At 54.1% G+C, this 16,956-nt stretch carries 15 protein-coding genes; 2 read left to right on the forward strand and 13 right to left on the reverse strand.

Annotated features, from left to right (window positions below; genetic code table 11):
- Window positions 1-147: 147 nt before the first annotated feature.
- The 11 genes from MHH82_RS28760 to MHH82_RS28810 form a co-directional block, all read right to left on the reverse strand.
- The gene (locus tag MHH82_RS28760; RefSeq protein ID WP_340969001.1) at window positions 148-714 is read right to left on the reverse strand and encodes a class I SAM-dependent methyltransferase; all 567 of its coding nucleotides are present in this window, start codon (window positions 712-714) and stop codon (window positions 148-150) included.
- 316 nt (window positions 715-1,030) lie between these two features.
- Entirely contained in the window at window positions 1,031-2,428 is a 1,398-nt protein-coding gene (locus tag MHH82_RS28765; RefSeq protein ID WP_340969003.1) for a (Fe-S)-binding protein, read from the reverse strand.
- Between the two features lie 16 nt (window positions 2,429-2,444).
- On the reverse strand, window positions 2,445-3,926 hold the full coding sequence (locus MHH82_RS28770) for an FAD-linked oxidase C-terminal domain-containing protein (protein ID WP_015737548.1): 1,482 nt from the start codon (window positions 3,924-3,926) through the stop codon (window positions 2,445-2,447).
- 129 nt (window positions 3,927-4,055) lie between these two features.
- On the reverse strand, window positions 4,056-5,246 hold the full coding sequence (locus tag MHH82_RS28775; protein WP_340969004.1) for an anhydro-N-acetylmuramic acid kinase: 1,191 nt from the start codon (window positions 5,244-5,246) through the stop codon (window positions 4,056-4,058).
- Between the two features lie 3 nt (window positions 5,247-5,249).
- Window positions 5,250-6,428, reverse strand: coding sequence for a DUF1343 domain-containing protein (locus MHH82_RS28780; RefSeq protein WP_340969005.1), 1,179 nt, complete (start codon window positions 6,426-6,428; stop codon window positions 5,250-5,252).
- Window positions 6,425-7,120, reverse strand: a complete 696-nt coding sequence (locus MHH82_RS28785) for a hypothetical protein (RefSeq protein WP_015737551.1) — start codon at window positions 7,118-7,120, stop codon at window positions 6,425-6,427. Before MHH82_RS28785 ends, MHH82_RS28780 begins: the two co-directional genes overlap by 4 nt.
- A gap of 26 nt (window positions 7,121-7,146) precedes the next feature.
- A complete protein-coding gene (locus tag MHH82_RS28790; RefSeq protein ID WP_015737552.1) occupies window positions 7,147-8,253 on the reverse strand; it encodes an ABC transporter ATP-binding protein in 1,107 nt (368 codons plus the stop codon).
- Between the two features lie 14 nt (window positions 8,254-8,267).
- Window positions 8,268-9,101, reverse strand: a complete 834-nt coding sequence (locus MHH82_RS28795) for a carbohydrate ABC transporter permease (RefSeq protein WP_009590118.1) — start codon at window positions 9,099-9,101, stop codon at window positions 8,268-8,270.
- 31 nt (window positions 9,102-9,132) lie between these two features.
- Complete coding sequence (locus MHH82_RS28800; protein WP_009590108.1) at window positions 9,133-10,050, reverse strand: carbohydrate ABC transporter permease; 918 nt, start codon at window positions 10,048-10,050, stop codon at window positions 9,133-9,135.
- A 130-nt stretch (window positions 10,051-10,180) separates the two neighbouring features.
- The gene (locus MHH82_RS28805; RefSeq protein WP_009590111.1) at window positions 10,181-11,575 is read right to left on the reverse strand and encodes an ABC transporter substrate-binding protein; all 1,395 of its coding nucleotides are present in this window, start codon (window positions 11,573-11,575) and stop codon (window positions 10,181-10,183) included.
- Window positions 11,576-11,620: 45 nt separating this feature from the next.
- A complete protein-coding gene (locus MHH82_RS28810; protein WP_009590115.1) occupies window positions 11,621-12,457 on the reverse strand; it encodes a MurR/RpiR family transcriptional regulator in 837 nt (278 codons plus the stop codon).
- Window positions 12,458-12,682: 225 nt separating this feature from the next.
- On the opposite strand from MHH82_RS28810, the gene MHH82_RS28815 reads away from it, so the two are divergent.
- Both MHH82_RS28815 and murQ read left to right on the forward strand, forming a co-directional pair.
- Window positions 12,683-13,639, forward strand: coding sequence for a BadF/BadG/BcrA/BcrD ATPase family protein (locus MHH82_RS28815; protein ID WP_340969008.1), 957 nt, complete (start codon window positions 12,683-12,685; stop codon window positions 13,637-13,639).
- 54 nt (window positions 13,640-13,693) lie between these two features.
- The gene (gene murQ, locus MHH82_RS28820) at window positions 13,694-14,605 is read left to right on the forward strand and encodes an N-acetylmuramic acid 6-phosphate etherase (protein WP_015737554.1); all 912 of its coding nucleotides are present in this window, start codon (window positions 13,694-13,696) and stop codon (window positions 14,603-14,605) included.
- Window positions 14,606-14,855: 250 nt separating this feature from the next.
- On the opposite strand, the gene MHH82_RS28825 is transcribed toward murQ, so the two are convergent.
- Together MHH82_RS28825 and MHH82_RS28830 are read right to left on the reverse strand one after the other, a co-directional pair.
- Window positions 14,856-15,719 carry an SDR family oxidoreductase gene (locus MHH82_RS28825; RefSeq protein ID WP_251501902.1) on the reverse strand — a complete coding sequence of 288 codons (864 nt, stop codon included), beginning with the start codon at window positions 15,717-15,719 and terminating at the stop codon, window positions 14,856-14,858.
- 233 nt (window positions 15,720-15,952) lie between these two features.
- On the reverse strand, window positions 15,953-16,915 hold the full coding sequence (locus tag MHH82_RS28830) for an MraY family glycosyltransferase (RefSeq protein ID WP_036663778.1): 963 nt from the start codon (window positions 16,913-16,915) through the stop codon (window positions 15,953-15,955).
- Between the last annotated feature and the right edge of the window lie 41 nt (window positions 16,916-16,956).

The following is a 16,956-nucleotide window of genomic DNA, read 5'->3' on the forward strand; positions in this document are numbered from 1 at the left end:
TCAATCCTTAGACGGCCCTTCCCTCTAAAATGTTCCAGCTCTATCCATAAATGCGCCGATCCACTCCAAAAATGAGGGAGGGATAACGGCGCATTTCGGCTGCCGATCTAAGGAAGCACCCCCGCAAGAAGCTGCCAACGTCATGAACTACTTGCTGGCGATGATCAGGTAGTGACGATCCGTGGGATACCGGATTCCGTCAACCTGCAGCCCTGCTTGCTCCAACATAGCCTTTAGCACCTGCGGGTCAACCCGGTTCGGCCTCGGAACCCGCTTCTCGGACGGGTCTTCCTGCCATTCCAGACACAAGCAGCGCCCGCCTGGCCGTAACACTCTTGCGATTTGGGAGATCGACTCCTCCAGCTGGTCGGTGATGTGAAGGATCAAGGAGGCGATGACTCGATCCACGGTTTCATCCTGGAAGGGAAGCTGTTCCAACACGCCTTCCAGCACCTTCACATTCGTGATTCCTTGTTCCTGTGCACGCCCGCGCATCATGTCGAGCATGGCTGGCTCGGTATCCAGCGCGTAAACGGTGCCTGTCGTTAATGAGGCTGCCGGTATGGAAAAATAGCCGGTGCCCGCCCCGATATCCAGCACATTCACCTCGCCATTCACCTGAAGCATCTTAAGCAGCGAAGAAGCCGGCAGCTCTTTTTTCCTTTCCGGACTTTCCAATCGCTCGATGAGTGACGGATCAAAACTCTCTTTCATGTTATCGCTCTCCTCCTCGATGAATCGCATTTCATGGCATGTTGCAATATGTATTTGTATCAAATGTGAAAAGGAATTCTCCCTGTGGGTCTACCATACCTTTGATTGGGAACGATGTAAACCGGTTCGTTGGTCTATAACGATTACCGCCGATCCCCTTCCGCTTGGCATGCCTTAGACAGCCTCTTGATTCTACGCGAACTGTACGAAAGAACCATGCAAGAGATTGGAATAGGATCTGCGGCCATAATAAGGAGTTGAACCAGAAAAGGGCATTTCCCTGATCATGATGACCATGAAATGCCCCGATTGTTCGTTACTCGCCCTTATCCTCAATCCATACCTGCCCTGCCAGAAAATCGGCAAGATGAACGGCCTCGATGCCGCGTTGTTTCCCGGCACGCTCGATGCCCCACTTCATCTGCAGCAGGCAGCCCGGATTCGAGGTCACGATTACCTCGGCCTCTGTTGCCTCCACATGCTCCATCTTATGATCGAGCAGCGTTGTCGACATTTCCGTCTGGGTCAGATTGTAAATGCCTGCAGACCCGCAGCATACCTCTGCCCCCTGAAGCTCGCACATGTCTACGCCCGGAAGCTGCTGCATCAGCTGGCGAGGCTCTCCTTGCACCCGCATGACGTTGCGCAGATGGCAAGAATCCTGGTAGGTGACTTTGACGGTCTTATTCGCGCTTTCCGCTTGAATCGGCGTAAGCGGCCGTCCCGGGCTGCTCAGCAGCTCCGAGATGTCCTTTACCTGTTCTGCGAAACGAACGGCCGCTTGCTGAAGCCGCTCATCCTGTTCGGCATGCATCAGATGATCGTATTCCTTCAGCAGGGCGCCGCAGCCCCCCGCATTGCTTGCAATGTAATCCACGTTCGCTTCCCCAAAAGCCCATATATTCTGGCCGGCCAGCTGTTTGGCATCGTCCATTTCACCGGCATGGGCATGCAGCGCACCGCAGCATACCTGCTCCTCCGGAATGACAATCTCGAACCCGGCCTGGCGCAGCAGCCGCACGGTGTTCACGTTCGTAGAAGCAAACATGACATCCATAATGCAGCCCCGGAACATGCCGACCCGGCCGACCTTGGCCCCGGACGCGGGGATCACCATAAGCTTGGAACCGCTCCCTGTCGTCTCGCGGCGGTAGGGTAAGCCGGCCTTGCCCCACAGTTCTTCCAGACCATCGCCCGTTACGTCAGGCAGCGCCTTTTCCAGCTGCTGAAGATGGTCGGGAAGCAGCTTCATGGCCCCGGAGTTGCGCGCAAACTTCTGCAGCCCGGATTTCTGATAGAACGAGAGCGTCTTGCCGATCAGCTTCAGTCTTCCGCGATGCGGGAAAATCCCTTGCAGGAACGTCTTGCGGACGACTCGTACCGGCAGCGAATAAGGCTTCTCCGCCGCAATGGCCGCCCGGGTCTGCTCGATCAATTGGCCGTATTTCACGTCGGACGGACATGCCGGCTCGCATGCCCTGCACCCCAGACAGAGATCCATTTGGCTCCGAAAGCTCTCATCCGGTTCCATCAAACCATCGACAACCGCTTTCATGAGGGCGATCCGCCCGCGTGGGGAGGCAGCCTCGAGCCCAGTTTCGATGAATGTCGGACATGCGGTCTGACAGAACCCGCAGCGCATACAGTTCGTCAATTGATCCTCGTCCAGCGTCAGCTTCAGCGATTGTGCAAGCTTCTCATGGGTTGAATTCATGCGCGATCGCCTCCTCTCACGATGTTTCGATCTTCCGATCCTGATCCTGATCCTGATCCGAAGCTGAGTCCCGCCCAGCTTGCTCCGTCCGCTCCTGGAATACGATGCGCTTTCGGGTTTCCGCAAACAGCTTTCCCGGATTCATGATCTGGTGCGGGTCGATTGCATCCTTGATGGATTTCATCATCCGGATGCCGGCTTCCCCCACCTTCCATTCCAGGTAAGGCGCCTTCACGATACCGACGCCATGCTCGCCGGTAATCGTGCCGCCCATGGCAATCGCCGCCTCAAAGATTTCGGCGAATGCCTCTTCCACGCGATGAATCTCTTCCGGGTCGCGGGCATCCGTCATCGCGGTCGGATGCAGATTGCCGTCCCCGGCATGGCCAAACGTGCAGATCTGCACATCGTATTTCTGGGCAATGCGCTGAACTTCAAGCACCATGTCCGCAATCTTCGAACGCGGAACCGTTGCGTCCTCCAAGATCGTGGTCGGCCGCAGACGGGACAGCGCAGCGAGCGCGCTCCGTCTCGCCTCCATCACCTTCGCCCCTTCTTCCGGGGTCTTGGCGATATTCAACTGCACCGCGCCGGAAGCAAGACATATCTCCTCCAGCTTCTTCAGATCCCGCTCCACATCCTCCACGCTGCCGTCCTGCTCGATCGCCAGCATCGCTTTGGCGTGAACCGGGAGCCCGATTTTGGCAAAATCCTCAACCACCTGAAGAGTCGGCTGATCCATGAACTCCAAGGTGCACGGGAATATATGATTGGCTATAATGTTGGATACCGTTCGAGCCGCCGCTTGAAGGTCATCATATACAGCGACCATGGCCTTTCTGTATGAAGGCTTCGGAATTAACTTCACCGTGGCTTCCGTCAGTATGGCTAACGTTCCGCCCGATCCCACCAATAATCGGGTCAAATCATACCCGGCGGCATCCTTCACCAGCTTGCCGCCCGTGCGCAGGATACTGCCGTCCGGCAATACGGCCTCCAGGCCGAGTACGTAATCCTTGGTCGTTCCATACTTCAATCCGCGCAGCCCGCCGGCTCCCAAGGCAATATTGCCGCCCATCGTGCAGATGATCATGCTGCTCGGATCCGGAGGATAGAACAGCCCCGTCCGCTCGACCGCCAGATGAAACTGCTTTGTATTCAGACCCGTCTGGAAGGTCGCGGTTAGATTATCCGCATCGATCTCCAGCAGCTTGTTCATACGGGTCATAACCACGATCAGACCGCCCTGAAGCGGGATGGTGCCGCCGCACAGATTGCTGCCCGCTCCCCGCGTAATAACGGGTATCCGGTGCTTCGAGCAAATTTTGACGATGTCGGAGACCTCCTGCGTGCTTCCAGGAAAGATAACTCCGTCCGGCATCGCTTGATACAGCGGCGTAGCATCATAACTGTATGAGACGAGACTTTCCGGATCATCCTTGAACCACTTCCCGCCAACCACGGCGGCCAGCTGCTCGCGAATGACAGATTCCAGCATGTTGTTTCTCCCCCTCCCCTTTACGGGTTTTACTACTAAGATAATCCCTTTACTTACCGCCAAATCGCTGCCTAACATTATCTATGTGCCATCGCCTGTTACTTCCGTTTGCTGCCTTTAATGAATGGTTTATGGCAGTGCCAGCTTCCCCATAACGGTCGGCTTGCGCGCACCGGTTGCCACTGGCAAATGGTTAGGAACGCCGAGCATGAAATCATTGCCCAGCAGCGCAAAAATCACGGCTTCCTTGGCATCGTCATCGAAGCCCAGCGCCTTGGAGGTCATGACCTTCTGCTCCGGCAGCAGCTCCCCTAACATCGAGAGCAGCGTCTTGTTATGGGCCCCTCCACCGGTTACGATCACCTCATCCATTCTGTGGTGAGGAAACACATAGTTCGCGTAGCTATCGGCAATGGAATGCGCCGTAAACGCCGTGGCGGTGGCCATCACGTCCTCATCCGAGAGGCGCCTGAGCCTGGCTTGCTCCAGAAAAGAAACCGCATAGTTGTGACCGAACAGCTCCCTGCCCGTTGATTTCGGCGGCTCTGCTTGAAAATAGGGATGCGCCATCATCTCCCTTAATAAGACCTGATCCGGGTTCCCCCGAGCAGCCCATGTGCCGCCCTCATCATAGGATAATCGCCCTTCGGTCAGCATATGGGCCACCGCATCCATGATCATATTGCCGGGTCCGGTATCAAAGGCCAGCACATCCGAAGGATCCGCCCCTGCGGGCAGCGCCGTACAATTGCCGATCCCGCCGATGTTCTGCAACAGCCTCCCCCGCTCCGGATGCCGAAACAGGATCAAGTCTCCGTAAGGCGCAAACGGCGCCCCTTGGCCCCCAACCGCCATATCCGCAGGCCGGAAGTCTCCTACCGTAAGTTTGCCGGTGCGCTTGGCGATAACGGAAATATCGCCGATCTGCAAAGTCGAAGCGACGGAATACGGATCCCCTTGCTCCGGTACGGGCTGATGCCAAATCGTTTGTCCATGGGAGCTTACCAAATCCACTTCATCTATGCGCATGCCGGCATCGGCAACCGCTTCCAGGACTGCGGCTCCGAACTGATACCCCAAGTATGCATTCATGCTGCAGACAGCAGCGCTGTTCGAATTCTCCTCACTGCACAAATCGCGCAGCCGCTGACGGAGCTCCGGTTCGTAAGGCTTGCTATAGTAATGCAGCAGCTCAACCGATGCCTCGAAGCCGCTTCCCTGTATGCGGACGATGGCCGCATCAATGCCGTCCAGCGAAGTACCGGACATCAGGCCGACCACAATGGCCGGCCTGCCCTCCTTCCATGGCGAGAACATCATATTTTACGCCTCCCCGTACAGCAGATACGGAGCCCGCATCGTTCTCCACTGCTCCGCGTCCTTGCCCCACTCCGCAACCAGACGCTGGAGTCCGGCTTCTTCGTGGATGTGCCGGCGGACATCCTCGCTTCCCGTCAGCAAATCAATGAAGTACCGGCTTCGTCCTTCCGGCGGGCTAAGCCACTGGAACTGATCCGGGTACATCCGGCTGACAAGATGCAGCAGCACAAGCCCTGTGCGCACAGCCTCTACTTCTGCCGGATGGGTCACAAACAGCATGACCCCGCCGCAGCCTTCGCCCTGATGCTTCGAGAAGGTAGGGGTCATATACATGGAATGGGCATGGACGCCGGGCAGTCCGTATGCGTTGAACGCCTGGGCCAGCTCCTCCCCGTTGACCCATGGAGCGCCGATCCATTCAAACGGCCGGGTCGTCCCCCGACCTTCCGAAAGATTGGTCCCTTCGAAGAAACAGGTCCCGCTGTACAGCCGCACCGTATCCATCGTGGGAATGTTCGGCGAAGGCAGCACCCACGGCAAGCCCGTGTCGGTATATTCCATGCCGCGCGTCCAGCCTTCCAGCCCAATGACATCCAGATCGCAGCCGGTTCCCCGCATGTCATTGGCCATGCGCGCGAATTCGCCGATGGTCATCCCGGTGTTAATCGGAATGTGCCATCCGCCCACCATGGATTCATATCCCGGCTTAAGGAAACCTCCTTCGCAGCGCTCGCCGCCCAGCGGATTCGGTCGATCCAGGACAAGCAGGCTCTTGCCATGTTCGGCGCATGCCTCCATAACATACAGCAGCGTCGTCATATACGTATAAAAGCGCACGCCAAGATCTTGAATGTCGAAGATGACCGTGTCCACGTTCTTCAGCATGTCAGCATCCGGCTTGCGCCGCGAACCGTACAGACTGTACACCGGCACGCCGAATACCGGATCCACTTCGTCATCCACGTGCTTGCCTGCCTGCAGCTGGCCGCGCAGCCCGTGCTCACAGGCGAACAAAGCCGTCAGTCCCGACTCTGGCAAGCCTGCAACCACCTCGATAGATGAACGAAAATCCGACGTGAGCCCCGTCGGATTCGTAATGACGCCAAGGCGACGACCCGTGATTTTCTCGTGCTTGATACCCGGCAGCACATCAATGCCGCTTCGCACATTGACTTTTATCATATGCTCACACCTCTCGCTTCGGAGGCTACCACACCGTCTTCCGCCGGCTTGGCCTCTTCCGGATTCAGTACATTATACGTAACCTTATGCTGGTATATGGCCCACATGCCGTTAAATAAGAATCCAAAGCCAACAACCGTGACGAGCAGCGGAATGGCGACGCAGAAGGCTTGGAAGCACGCGCCCAGCGTATAGGCCGGAAACTTCAAGAACAGCTTGACGCTGTGCGCCATGGCCTTGAAGATCCCCATCCCTTCCTGAAGGACAAGCTGAAAGGTGTAGAATTGGGAGATGAGCGCCATGATGACAAAATAGGTTTGGAACACGCCGATCGCAAGATAGCCGATCCCTTCTTTTCCCCCGTAATACCACCAGGTGGACCATAGGATCAATGTCATCACGACGAAGAAGAAACCCATCACGACGGCGGGGCCAAGCCCTTTCAGCGCACCTTGAAACACGTCCTTCAGTCTGGACCTGCCCCGCTCCGTCTTGCGGTGATAGGCATAACAAACACCATAGAAGAGCGGCATATACAGAACCGGCAGCAGCACCAGCGCTGCCCACAGCGGAACGAACATGACCACCGTCACGAGCACCAGTGAGGTAATCATGCTGTACAAGGCCACCGCCGTAATCTCACGGTAAATCTCAACCCCGGTCTTCTTTAACACATCATTCAGCTTGCGCATAGCTTTCCTCTCCTCTTCGTCGTTGTTTACCAATCGATACGCTGCTCCGTCTCAGGATCGAAGAAATGCACTTTATCGAAATTGAAAATGAAGGTTTTGTCCATGCCCGGATAACCCGTCGTTTCCGGATGAACCTTCGCGGTCACGGTCCGGTTGCCTACGCGGAAGTACACCAGATTCTCCGAGCCGAGATGTTCAACGACCTGAACCTTGGTGGAATATTTGTAATCCAGATTGGTTGTGCCTGGCATATCCTCGCCGGTAATATGCTCGGGGCGAATCCCCAGAATCAGATGCCTGTTGTCGTATTTGCTTAGGGCACCTGCCATCGAATCCGGAATGGTGAATGTCCCGCCTTCCATCCGGAGAACATTTCCTTCCTTCTGCACGTCGATGAAGTTCATTGGCGGGGATCCGATAAAGCCGGCTACGAACATATTCTGCGGATTCGCATACAGCTCGGTCGGTGAGGCGATCTGCTGGATAATGCCGTTATTCATTACAACGATACGCTCACCGAGGGTCATCGCTTCAACCTGATCATGCGTGACGTATACGATGGTAGCTTCCAGGCGCTTGTGCAGCTCGGACAGCTCTACCCGCATTTGCACGCGAAGTTTCGCATCCAGGTTCGACAGCGGCTCGTCAAACAGGAACACCTGCGGGTCGCGCACGATCGCCCGCCCTACCGCAACACGCTGACGCTGTCCGCCGGACAGCTCGCGCGGCTTCCGGTCGATCATCGACTCCAGGCCGAGTATGGAGGCTGCCTGCGATACCTTTTGCTCGATGTAAGCCTTGGGCTTCTTCAGGTTCTTCAAACCGAAGGAGAGGTTCTCGCGGATCGTCATATGCGGATACAGCGCATAATCCTGGAACACCATGGCGATGTCGCGGTCTTTCGGATGCAGATTGTTGACCACCCGGTCGCCGATGATGATGTCGCCGGACGTTTGACGTTCAAGCCCCGCAATCATGCGCAGCGAGGTGGTTTTGCCGCAGCCGGACGGACCGACGAATACCACGAACTCTTTATCATTGATCACAAAGTCCGACCCCGCTACAGCGGTAAACGTCCCTTTGTTGTCGTCTACAAATTCTTTTCGTATATTTCGGAATTCTACGCGTGCCATAACTTTGCCTCCTTCTAGCCTTTAACGGCTCCAATGGTGATGCCTTGCAGGAAATAGCGCTGAAGCGAGAAGAACAGGATCATCATCGGCAGTGCCGCGACGGTTGCTCCAGCCATAAGTGCGCCGAAATCGGTCGTGTCCGCATAGACAAAGGAAGCAAGACCGACCTGAATCGTCCTCATTTCCGTCGAGTTGGTCACGAGGAAGGGCCAGAAGAAATCATTCCATGATGCAACGAACGTGAATATCGCAAGCACGGCAAGACCCGGCTTCGCCATCGGAAGAATGACCTTCCAGAAGATGCCGAATTCGCCGCAAGCGTCGATGCGCGCCGCATGTATCAAAGAGGTAGGCAGCGATGACATGTACTGCTTCATCAAGAAAATGTTGCCCACGCTTACGATTCCGGGAAGAAGAATCGCCGTGTATGTATTCCCGAGATCAAATACGTCGATCATCAAAATGTAAAGCGGAATCAGCGTCACCTGCGCCGGGATCATCATCGTGCTGAGCAAAATCCAGAATACCGCTTTGTTCCCCGGAAACTTCAGCTTCGCAAAAGCATACCCTGCGAGCGAAGCCAGGAATACGTTGGTCACCGTTAGGATGGATGAGATCAATAAGGAGTTAAAGAGCCACCTCATGACGTCGGTTTTGCCAAAAAAACGCTCGTACGGGGCTACGGAGAATACCTCCGGTATCATTTTCGGGATAAACGATGCCGCTGACTTGGTGTCCTGTACAGAGCCGATCAGCATCCAGTACATCGGAATGATCGTCAGAACGCTCCATACCACCAGGATGACCGAGGCCACAATCAGCATGATCACTTTTGATCTTGATTTCATAGGTGCACCCCCTTAGCTTCAAAAATAGGCCTTAGTACTCCACGTCGGACGAGAAGTATTTGAATTGAATGATGGAAATGACAATAATCAAGGCAGCCAGGACAAAAGATTGCGCCGCCGCAAGTCCGAATTCATAGAAATTGAACGCCGTGCTGTAAATCAGATAGGCGATGGTTGTCGTCGCGAAGTTCGGTCCGCCCTGCGTCATCAGGTACACCGAGATAAACACCTGGAAAGACGTAATGACGCCCGTCACCAGCAGGTACAGGGTGGTTGGTTTCATCAGCGGCCACGTAATGCGCCAGAATTTGGACCAACCGCTGGCATGGTCGATGTCCGCGGCTTCATAGAGCGATTTCGGAATCCCGCCCATGGCGGCCAAATAGAGAATAATGCCCGCGCCATGCGAACCGAGCCAGTTCATCAGAATGAGCGAAAAGAGCGCCGTGTTCGATTTGCCGAGCCATATGACCGGATCGAATCCGAACAAACCGATGAAACGGTTCAGCAGCCCGGCTTGGGTCGGATCGTAGATCGCGAGCCATACCACCGAAATGGTGACCCCGGAGGCAACGGCCGGCAAATACATCGTAGCCTTGAAGAAGGTCTGCCATTTATTTTTCATCTGAAAAATAAAAAAGGATAATGCATACGTAATGACAATGTTGACCGGAACGGTACCGATCGTGAAGATGACCGTATTCCTCATGGATTTCCAGAACACTTCATCCTGTACCATCCGTGTGTAGTTGTCTGCTCCAATCCATTCGGAGCCCATCACGCTGTATTCCTGAAAACTCATCAGAAAAGCGGAGGCGACAGGGTAGAGCGTGAATATCAAAAACAACAGTACGGGAGCCAGAATGAATAAATACGCCCATCCATATTCTCGTATGTACCCCTTCATGGGGGGACGTGATGGCCGGGCTTGCGCCGGGGCAGTCTGCATTTGATTTCCTCCTTTGCGCACAGGTGAAGTATTTTCATGAAGCCTTATTGAGCCTGGAGCAATTGGTTTAAAAAGGGAGTGCCCCGATCGTTCCTGCTAAGGACAACGGGACACCCCCTTATAACTTCAATTACTGTCCTAAAATTTGTTTGCCTTTGTCCTTGAAGTCTTGTGCGATCTGCTCCGGCGTCTTCTCGCCCGAGAACAGCGCTTGAATGTTCGGCTTCACCACTTGCTCCTTGAATTTCTTCTGGTTGCCTGAAGCATCCGCATCGAGATTCAAAGTCACCGGAATTTCCTTGAAGTTCGCGAAAATTTCCGCTGCTTTAATAGTAGATTCCGTACCGAGCCCTTTGCCTTCATAAAACTCCGCTTGGGATTTACGAACGAAAGGCAGCACCAGTTCATTCGCGGAATTACCGGCTTTCGCGCCGCTCAGTCCTTCCATGATCAGGAACGTGTTCTTTGCATGCTCTTCGCCTTTATCCTTCTTCTGTTTGAATGCTACGTAGCCTTCGCCAAACATGGAGGTCTTGCGCTCAGCCCCGTCATTATGCGGAACCGGCAGCAGGACGAAGTCGATTTTCGCGCCTTGGACCGTACCGCTGTCAATATCCTTCGCGCGGTTCTGCAGCATCACGTCATAGTAAGGGATCGCCTTGGACACGATCGCGGCTTCCTCGGCATAGAACAGGTCCATCCGTTTCGCCGGCGTAATCGCGGCAGTCTCGGCAGGCAGATGTCCGGCTTTCATAAGATCGGACACGAACGTCATCGTATCCAGGATCCGCTCGTCATTCCATTGGAATTCGCCTTTGTCGTTCAGAACGTCAGGCATGCCGTTGCTGCGCGTCAGCATTTCCATGAAGTCCAGGGAAGTACCGTCCGTCACCAGCGCATACTGCGTATTGCCGTTCGGAAGTTTCTTGGTCAGCTTCTCGGCAGCAGCCTTGAACTCGGTCCAAGTCCAGCCGTTCTCTTGAATAGCCTTCCAGTCGATGCCTGCTTCTTCGAGAATCTTCTTGTTGCCGCCCCAAGCCCAGAGGGATTGGTACAGCGGGAGACCATACTGCTTGCCCTGGATTTGGCCCAGCTCAAGCGTTCCCGGCAGGTAGTCGTTCTTGATTTCATCCGTAATATAAGGGGTCAGTTCCAGTGCCAGGCCCGTATCCACATAAGCTCCATCCACCGCGTGGAAGTATAGGTCAGGCGGGTTGCCGGCATTCAAGGCGACGTCGAACTTCTTCGGGCCTTCCGCCCAGGAGAGCACTTCGGTTTGTACGGTAATATGCGGATATTTCTCCTTCAAATCCGCCACATGCTCTTTCAATTCATCTTCGTATTTACCATGTACCGGATAAGTCCAGACAACGACCGTGTCCTGCTTCGGCGCAGCTTCGCCGTTTCCTTCCGAAGCCGTCCCGCTTCCGCCTTCCGGTGCCTTCGCTCCGCCGGAACCGCCGCAGGCCGCGGTAAACACGAGCATCAAAGAAGCCAACAATGTAAGCCAACCTTTTTTCTTCATGTACTACTCCCCTTATCATTTATATATTTGTGGTTTCGCTATGAACTACAACCGCTTGATCGCTCGCCGGCTTTCATCCAGGTATTTCACTGAATTCTCGTAATTCCGGCTGGCGACGCCAAGATATAAAATATCGATAAGATTAAGCTGCGTAATACGAGAGGACATCGCGCCACTGCGAATCTCGTTCTCCGTCGAGGAGGTGTACAAAGGGATGTCGACCGATCGGCTCAAGGTAGAATCGCCATACTTGGTAATGCCAATCGTCTTGCATCCCTTCTCCTTGGCAATGGCTGCTGCGCGGATCACCTCGTCCGTTTCACCGGAATAGGAAATGCATACGGCCGCATCATCCGGAGTCAGCAGCACCGCCGAGGTGAGCTGAACATGAGGGTCCGGAAAAGATATGCATACCTTATTGATCCGCAAAAATTTCTGTTGGGCATCCATCCCGATCAGATTGGAAGCCCCTACCCCAAACATGAAAATGCGCTTCGACTGATCGAGGGCCAGAACGGCCTCTTCCACCATCCCTTCCTCCATAATCTTCATCGTATCCCGAATCGATTGAATGTTATTGTTCGAGACGTTCTGTATAATTGCAGAAATACTGTCATTGGGCCGGATATCCTGATATCCGGTGGCTAATGGCTCCTGCAAGTCTCCGGCTACCTTCAGCTTCAGATCCTGATAGCCTTTGAATCCCATCGTTTTGCACAGGCGCACAATGGCTGCCTGACTGGAGCCGCTTCGGACAGCAAGATCCGCCACCGACATTTGTATCATCTCTGCCGGCTCCTGCAAAATGAAGGCTGCAACCTTGCGCTCGGACGGATTTAATGAATCATACACCTCGCGCAATCGAACCAATCCGCCGTTCATTTCTTGCCCCCCTTTTCAAATCATCCTCTGATGGTCACTACTATGTAATATTACTTTACACATCTTGAATGAAAGCATGACTGGTATCGCTTTCACTATCAGTGGATTGAGTTTATTATAAATTGTATGAAATTATATTTCAATACATAATTCATTATTTAAAATTTTATTTTACAACACCTGGTTTTTCTCCTATACTGGATATAGAAAGCGAAGTGGTTCAATATGGAAATTTTTATCGGTGTCGATGGCGGCGGCACGAAGACCGAAGCAACCGCTATCAATAGCGCTGGAGCAGTGTTGTCCCGTTTTACCGGAGGTTCCACCAATCCTTACATTGTAACATTCGATAAAGCGATGGAGGAACTCCGAACCGTGTTGGATGAGCTCCTGTCCCCCCTTTTTAATAAGTCGTTTTTATTAACATCAATATGTCTTGGTATGTCAGGTATAAGTTCGGTTGAGGAGCGGCAACGCGTACAATCTCACCTGCGTTCCTACTTCCGGCAGCGGCAGCTCTCGTTGCGTATTTACATGCGTTCGGAAGCCGAAATTTCATTGATGGCGGTACTGGGGCGTCAGCATGGAATACTCGCAATCTCAGGAACAGGCTCCAATACCTACGGCATCACCCAATCGGGAGACATCCACCGCGTCGGTGGTTGGGGACATCTTCTCGGAGATGAAGGCAGCGGTTATCAGATCGGACTTCAGACTCTGAAATCCGTGATCAAGAGCCATGAAGGCATAACGCCCACCACCCTCATGAGCAGCCTGATCGTTGCAGCCTACCCGATCCGGCATATTACCGACCTCAAATCTTACATTTACCAGCCCGCTATAACGAAACAGGATATCGCCTCCTTCGCCCGCTGCTGCATCGAGGCAGCCGACGCCGGCGATGAAACGGCACTACGCATTATCAGGCAGCAGGCCGAAGAGCTGGCCGATACCACTTGCGCGCTCATTCGACAGAACGCCGAATTCGCCGAGAGCGAGCTTGTGGGAATCGGCTCGATTTTCAAGCATTCACGATGGTTCCGGGAGACGTACACCAGCCTTATGCTTACACGTTACCCCCTGCTCCGTTTCCCTGAAGGAAACCGTGAGCGAACGCCCGCGCAGGGCGGGGCCCTGTTGGCCTGCAAGCTATTTACTGACGGCGTCTCTGACTTGCTGTAGCTTCCACACATCAGTGCCCGTCCATATTCCAAGGCAAAAAAGGAGACCTGTCTCATGACGAATATTCTAAGTCAATTGACAACCGAACAGCCTCATGAAAATACCCAGAACATTGATCAGTTGAGCTCGGAACAAATCATGATCCTCATCAACAATGAGGATAGCCTGATCACCGATGCGATTCGCGAACTCATTCCTCTGATAGCCAGGGCAGCCGATCACGTCGTCGAAGCTTTCCAGAAGGGCGGCAGATTGTTTTACATCGGTGCGGGGACCAGCGGTCGCATCGGGATTCTGGACGCATCCGAGTGCCCGCCTACCTATGGAACGGACCCGTCCATGGTGCAGGGGTTGATTGCCGGCGGCTTCAAGGCCGTCAAAGAGGCCATCGAAGGCGCTGAGGATAGCGAAGAGCTTGGCGAGCAGGATATCAATGAAAACGGTATCAACGAGAAGGACGTCGTTCTTGGCATCGCTGCAAGCGGACGCACGCCGTATGTCCTTGGCGCCATGAGACGCGCCAAGGAAAGAGGGGCCGTTGTTATCGGTCTGTGCAACAATTACGAATCGCCGATGCATCAGTATGCCGAATTCGTGATCGAGGCCGTCGTGGGTCCCGAGGTCATCATGGGCTCCACGCGCATGAAGGCCGGCACCTCTCAGAAGCTGATTCTGAACATGCTGACGACAACCGCCATGATTCGGATCGGCAAGGTGTACAAAAACCTGATGGTTGACCTCAACCCGTCGAACAATAAGCTGGTCCATCGCGCCAAGCGCATCATCACCCTGGCAACGGGAGCATCGGAGGAGGCCGTGGAGAAGGCCTACCATGAAGCCGGCGCCCATGTCAAAACCGCGATCGTAATGCTGCTTGCCAACGTCAGTGCAGCGGAAGCCTCCAAGCTTCTTGACGGTACCAGCGGGTTTGTGCGCAGCGCAATCGATATGAAAACAACGAAATAACATAACGTGTGTTTATGTACGAACTATGGCACCCGTCGTGAAATGTTAAACGGGATATCCCAGGTCCGGTCGATCTGGAGGATATCCCGTTTATTTGTTTGCCAGCCTTGGACCCTTATGTTTGGACAGACGTCATCTTATTGATGGGCCGACGGGCTTCATCGTTCATGGATGCCCGATCTGCCCCATCGGATCGTTCGGCTTCAGCCCCTCGTAAAACCTGGACTTCTTGTAAAAAACCGTGGATTCATCACTCCTTGCCCGATGCCCAGCCGACCTGTTGTTCGCTCCATTCCCACAGGCGCGCAGCCAGCTTCGGATCCCTTGCCTTCTCGGTCGTTTTGGCCGGTTTGCATTTGACGTAATATTCCCCTGTTACATGCTCCACTTCAGGGCTTGATGCCAAATAAATCGCTGTCCGGGCTCCTTCGAGCGGGGTTAAGAAGAACGGACGAAGCAGCTTGTGGACGGCTTTGCCGAAGCCTGTATCCCGGTTTACGCCGATGCTGGTGCTAACGGCGCCGGGATGAAGCGCATTAACCGTTATCCTTGTCGGCTGCAGCCTGCGTGCCAGCTCTTTGGTGAATAAGATGTTAGCCAGTTTGGACTGCGCGTAACCCTTGGCCACATTGAATCCCTTCCCAAGATTCGGATCATCGAAGTGGATGCTGCCCACCTTGTGCGCTCCGGAGGAAACGTTTACGACCCTCCCCTGCCTGGCACGCTGAAGGGGCTCCAGCAACTCGTTCGTTAGCAAAAAATGCCCCAGATGGTTGACTCCGATCATCGCTTCGAATCCGTCCTTCGTCAGTTCCCGCTGAATGGAGACCACGCCGGCGTTATTCACCAGAACGTCAAGCTGCTCGTATTTGGCCTTATATTCGGAAGCAAATGCCCTAATGCTGTCAAAAGACCCCAAATCCAGCGACATCAGCTCGATGTTCGAGCTGCCGCTCTCCTGCTGCGCCTGCCGAAGAGCCGCTTCGCCCCTGGCTTGACTACGGCATGCCATAATCACATGCGCTCCGCCTTTTGCCAGCTCCGACGTCGTTGCCAGGCCCATGCCGGAGTTGGCTCCTGTTACGATGACGATCTTTCCTGTCATGTCATTCATCCCGCTGACCTCCTGTTCGTATCCTTCTACCATTGTAATAAAAAAAACGTCTATCGACGTACTTTCTCAGAAGACAGACCGCATTTAGCGGGAGTTTTTCTTGCGAGATAAGGATGGTAAGCCTCTGAAGTTTATACTTTCTTATCTCTAAAAAAAAGTCCCGCCACCAACATCGATCTGGAGACGAGACTTCAATTACGTACTGAAGAAAGCTTATGCCAGGCTTATACGCCTCAAGCACCGCCGTTCATGGCGAGTATGATCGCAGCCAGTCCGAAGCACAGGTTCAGCAGGCACAGGAATACCAGCGTCTGCTTCTGGTTGAGCCCTGTAGCCAGCAAACGATAATGGGCCTGGGAAGCATCGGCCTGATAGATCGGCTTGGATTGAAGCATTCTGCGGATGACCACGATGATATTATCGAAGATCGGCACGCCCAGCGCAAAGATGGGAACGAACAAGGACGCCAGGGTTGCACCCTTAAACGCGCCGTCCAGAGCAATGATCCCAAGGATGAACCCGAGGAAGGTAGCGCCGGCATCCCCCATGAACACTCTGGCCGGCGGCTTGTTGTACCTTAAATATCCCAGCGCGGCTCCTACGAGTATGACGGCGAGCAAGGCGGATTCGCCTCGGCCCATCGTAATCGCGACAACAAACAGCGTACCTCCGGATATGGCGGATAGCCCTCCTGCCAGACCATCGATGCCGTCCGAGAAGTTAATAACCGTCGTAACGCCGAAGATCCACAGAATCGTTAAGATCAGCTGCAGCCATTCCGGCAAGTTAATATAGTGACCCGTAAACGGATTGTTGAATCCTTCGAACGCGATGCCGTAGCTGTATACAACGACGGCTGCGCTGACCTGTACAATGAGCTTCGGCAGCGAAGCCAGCTCCTTGCCCTGGGACTTATACCAATCGTCCACGAGGCCGATCCCAAGAATCAACGCGCTACCGATAAAGATACCTACCACTTCCCTTGAGATGGTACCTGTAAGCGCAAAATAAGTGATGAAAAATCCGATGAATATGGCGACTCCCGCCGTCAGCGGTATCGGCTCGCGGTGTATTTTCCGCTCGCTGTCCGGCCTTGGCTTGTCCACAAAATCAATCTTGATCGCAAGTTTGCGAAATGGCGGAATCAATACCAACACCAGCACCATGGATATGACAAACGCTGCAAAATAGAGCATGGTTTCCTCCCAATGAATGATGAATAATGGAGAACATTGCA

This window comes from Bacillus sp. FSL K6-6540 (assembly GCF_038007545.1).

Bases quoted from the DNA above. Each gene is read 5' to 3' on its own strand.
- MHH82_RS28760 (WP_340969001.1), bottom strand. From the start codon at position 714: ATGAAAGAGAGTTTTGATCCGTCACTCATCGAGCGATTGGAAAGTCCG.
- MHH82_RS28765 (WP_340969003.1), bottom strand. From the start codon at position 2,428: ATGAATTCAACCCATGAGAAGCTTGCACAATCGCTGAAGCTGACGCTG.
- MHH82_RS28770 (WP_015737548.1), bottom strand. From the start codon at position 3,926: ATGCTGGAATCTGTCATTCGCGAGCAGCTGGCCGCCGTGGTTGGCGGG.
- MHH82_RS28775 (WP_340969004.1), bottom strand. From the start codon at position 5,246: ATGATGTTCTCGCCATGGAAGGAGGGCAGGCCGGCCATTGTGGTCGGC.
- MHH82_RS28780 (WP_340969005.1), bottom strand. From the start codon at position 6,428: ATGATAAAAGTCAATGTGCGAAGCGGCATTGATGTGCTGCCGGGTATC.
- MHH82_RS28785 (WP_015737551.1), bottom strand. From the start codon at position 7,120: ATGCGCAAGCTGAATGATGTGTTAAAGAAGACCGGGGTTGAGATTTAC.
- MHH82_RS28790 (WP_015737552.1), bottom strand. From the start codon at position 8,253: ATGGCACGCGTAGAATTCCGAAATATACGAAAAGAATTTGTAGACGAC.
- MHH82_RS28795 (WP_009590118.1), bottom strand. From the start codon at position 9,101: ATGAAATCAAGATCAAAAGTGATCATGCTGATTGTGGCCTCGGTCATC.
- MHH82_RS28800 (WP_009590108.1), bottom strand. From the start codon at position 10,050: ATGCAGACTGCCCCGGCGCAAGCCCGGCCATCACGTCCCCCCATGAAG.
- MHH82_RS28805 (WP_009590111.1), bottom strand. From the start codon at position 11,575: ATGAAGAAAAAAGGTTGGCTTACATTGTTGGCTTCTTTGATGCTCGTG.
- MHH82_RS28810 (WP_009590115.1), bottom strand. From the start codon at position 12,457: ATGAACGGCGGATTGGTTCGATTGCGCGAGGTGTATGATTCATTAAAT.
- MHH82_RS28815 (WP_340969008.1), top strand. From the start codon at position 12,683: ATGGAAATTTTTATCGGTGTCGATGGCGGCGGCACGAAGACCGAAGCA.
- murQ (WP_015737554.1), top strand. From the start codon at position 13,694: ATGACGAATATTCTAAGTCAATTGACAACCGAACAGCCTCATGAAAAT.
- MHH82_RS28825 (WP_251501902.1), bottom strand. From the start codon at position 15,719: ATGAATGACATGACAGGAAAGATCGTCATCGTAACAGGAGCCAACTCC.
- MHH82_RS28830 (WP_036663778.1), bottom strand. From the start codon at position 16,915: ATGCTCTATTTTGCAGCGTTTGTCATATCCATGGTGCTGGTGTTGGTA.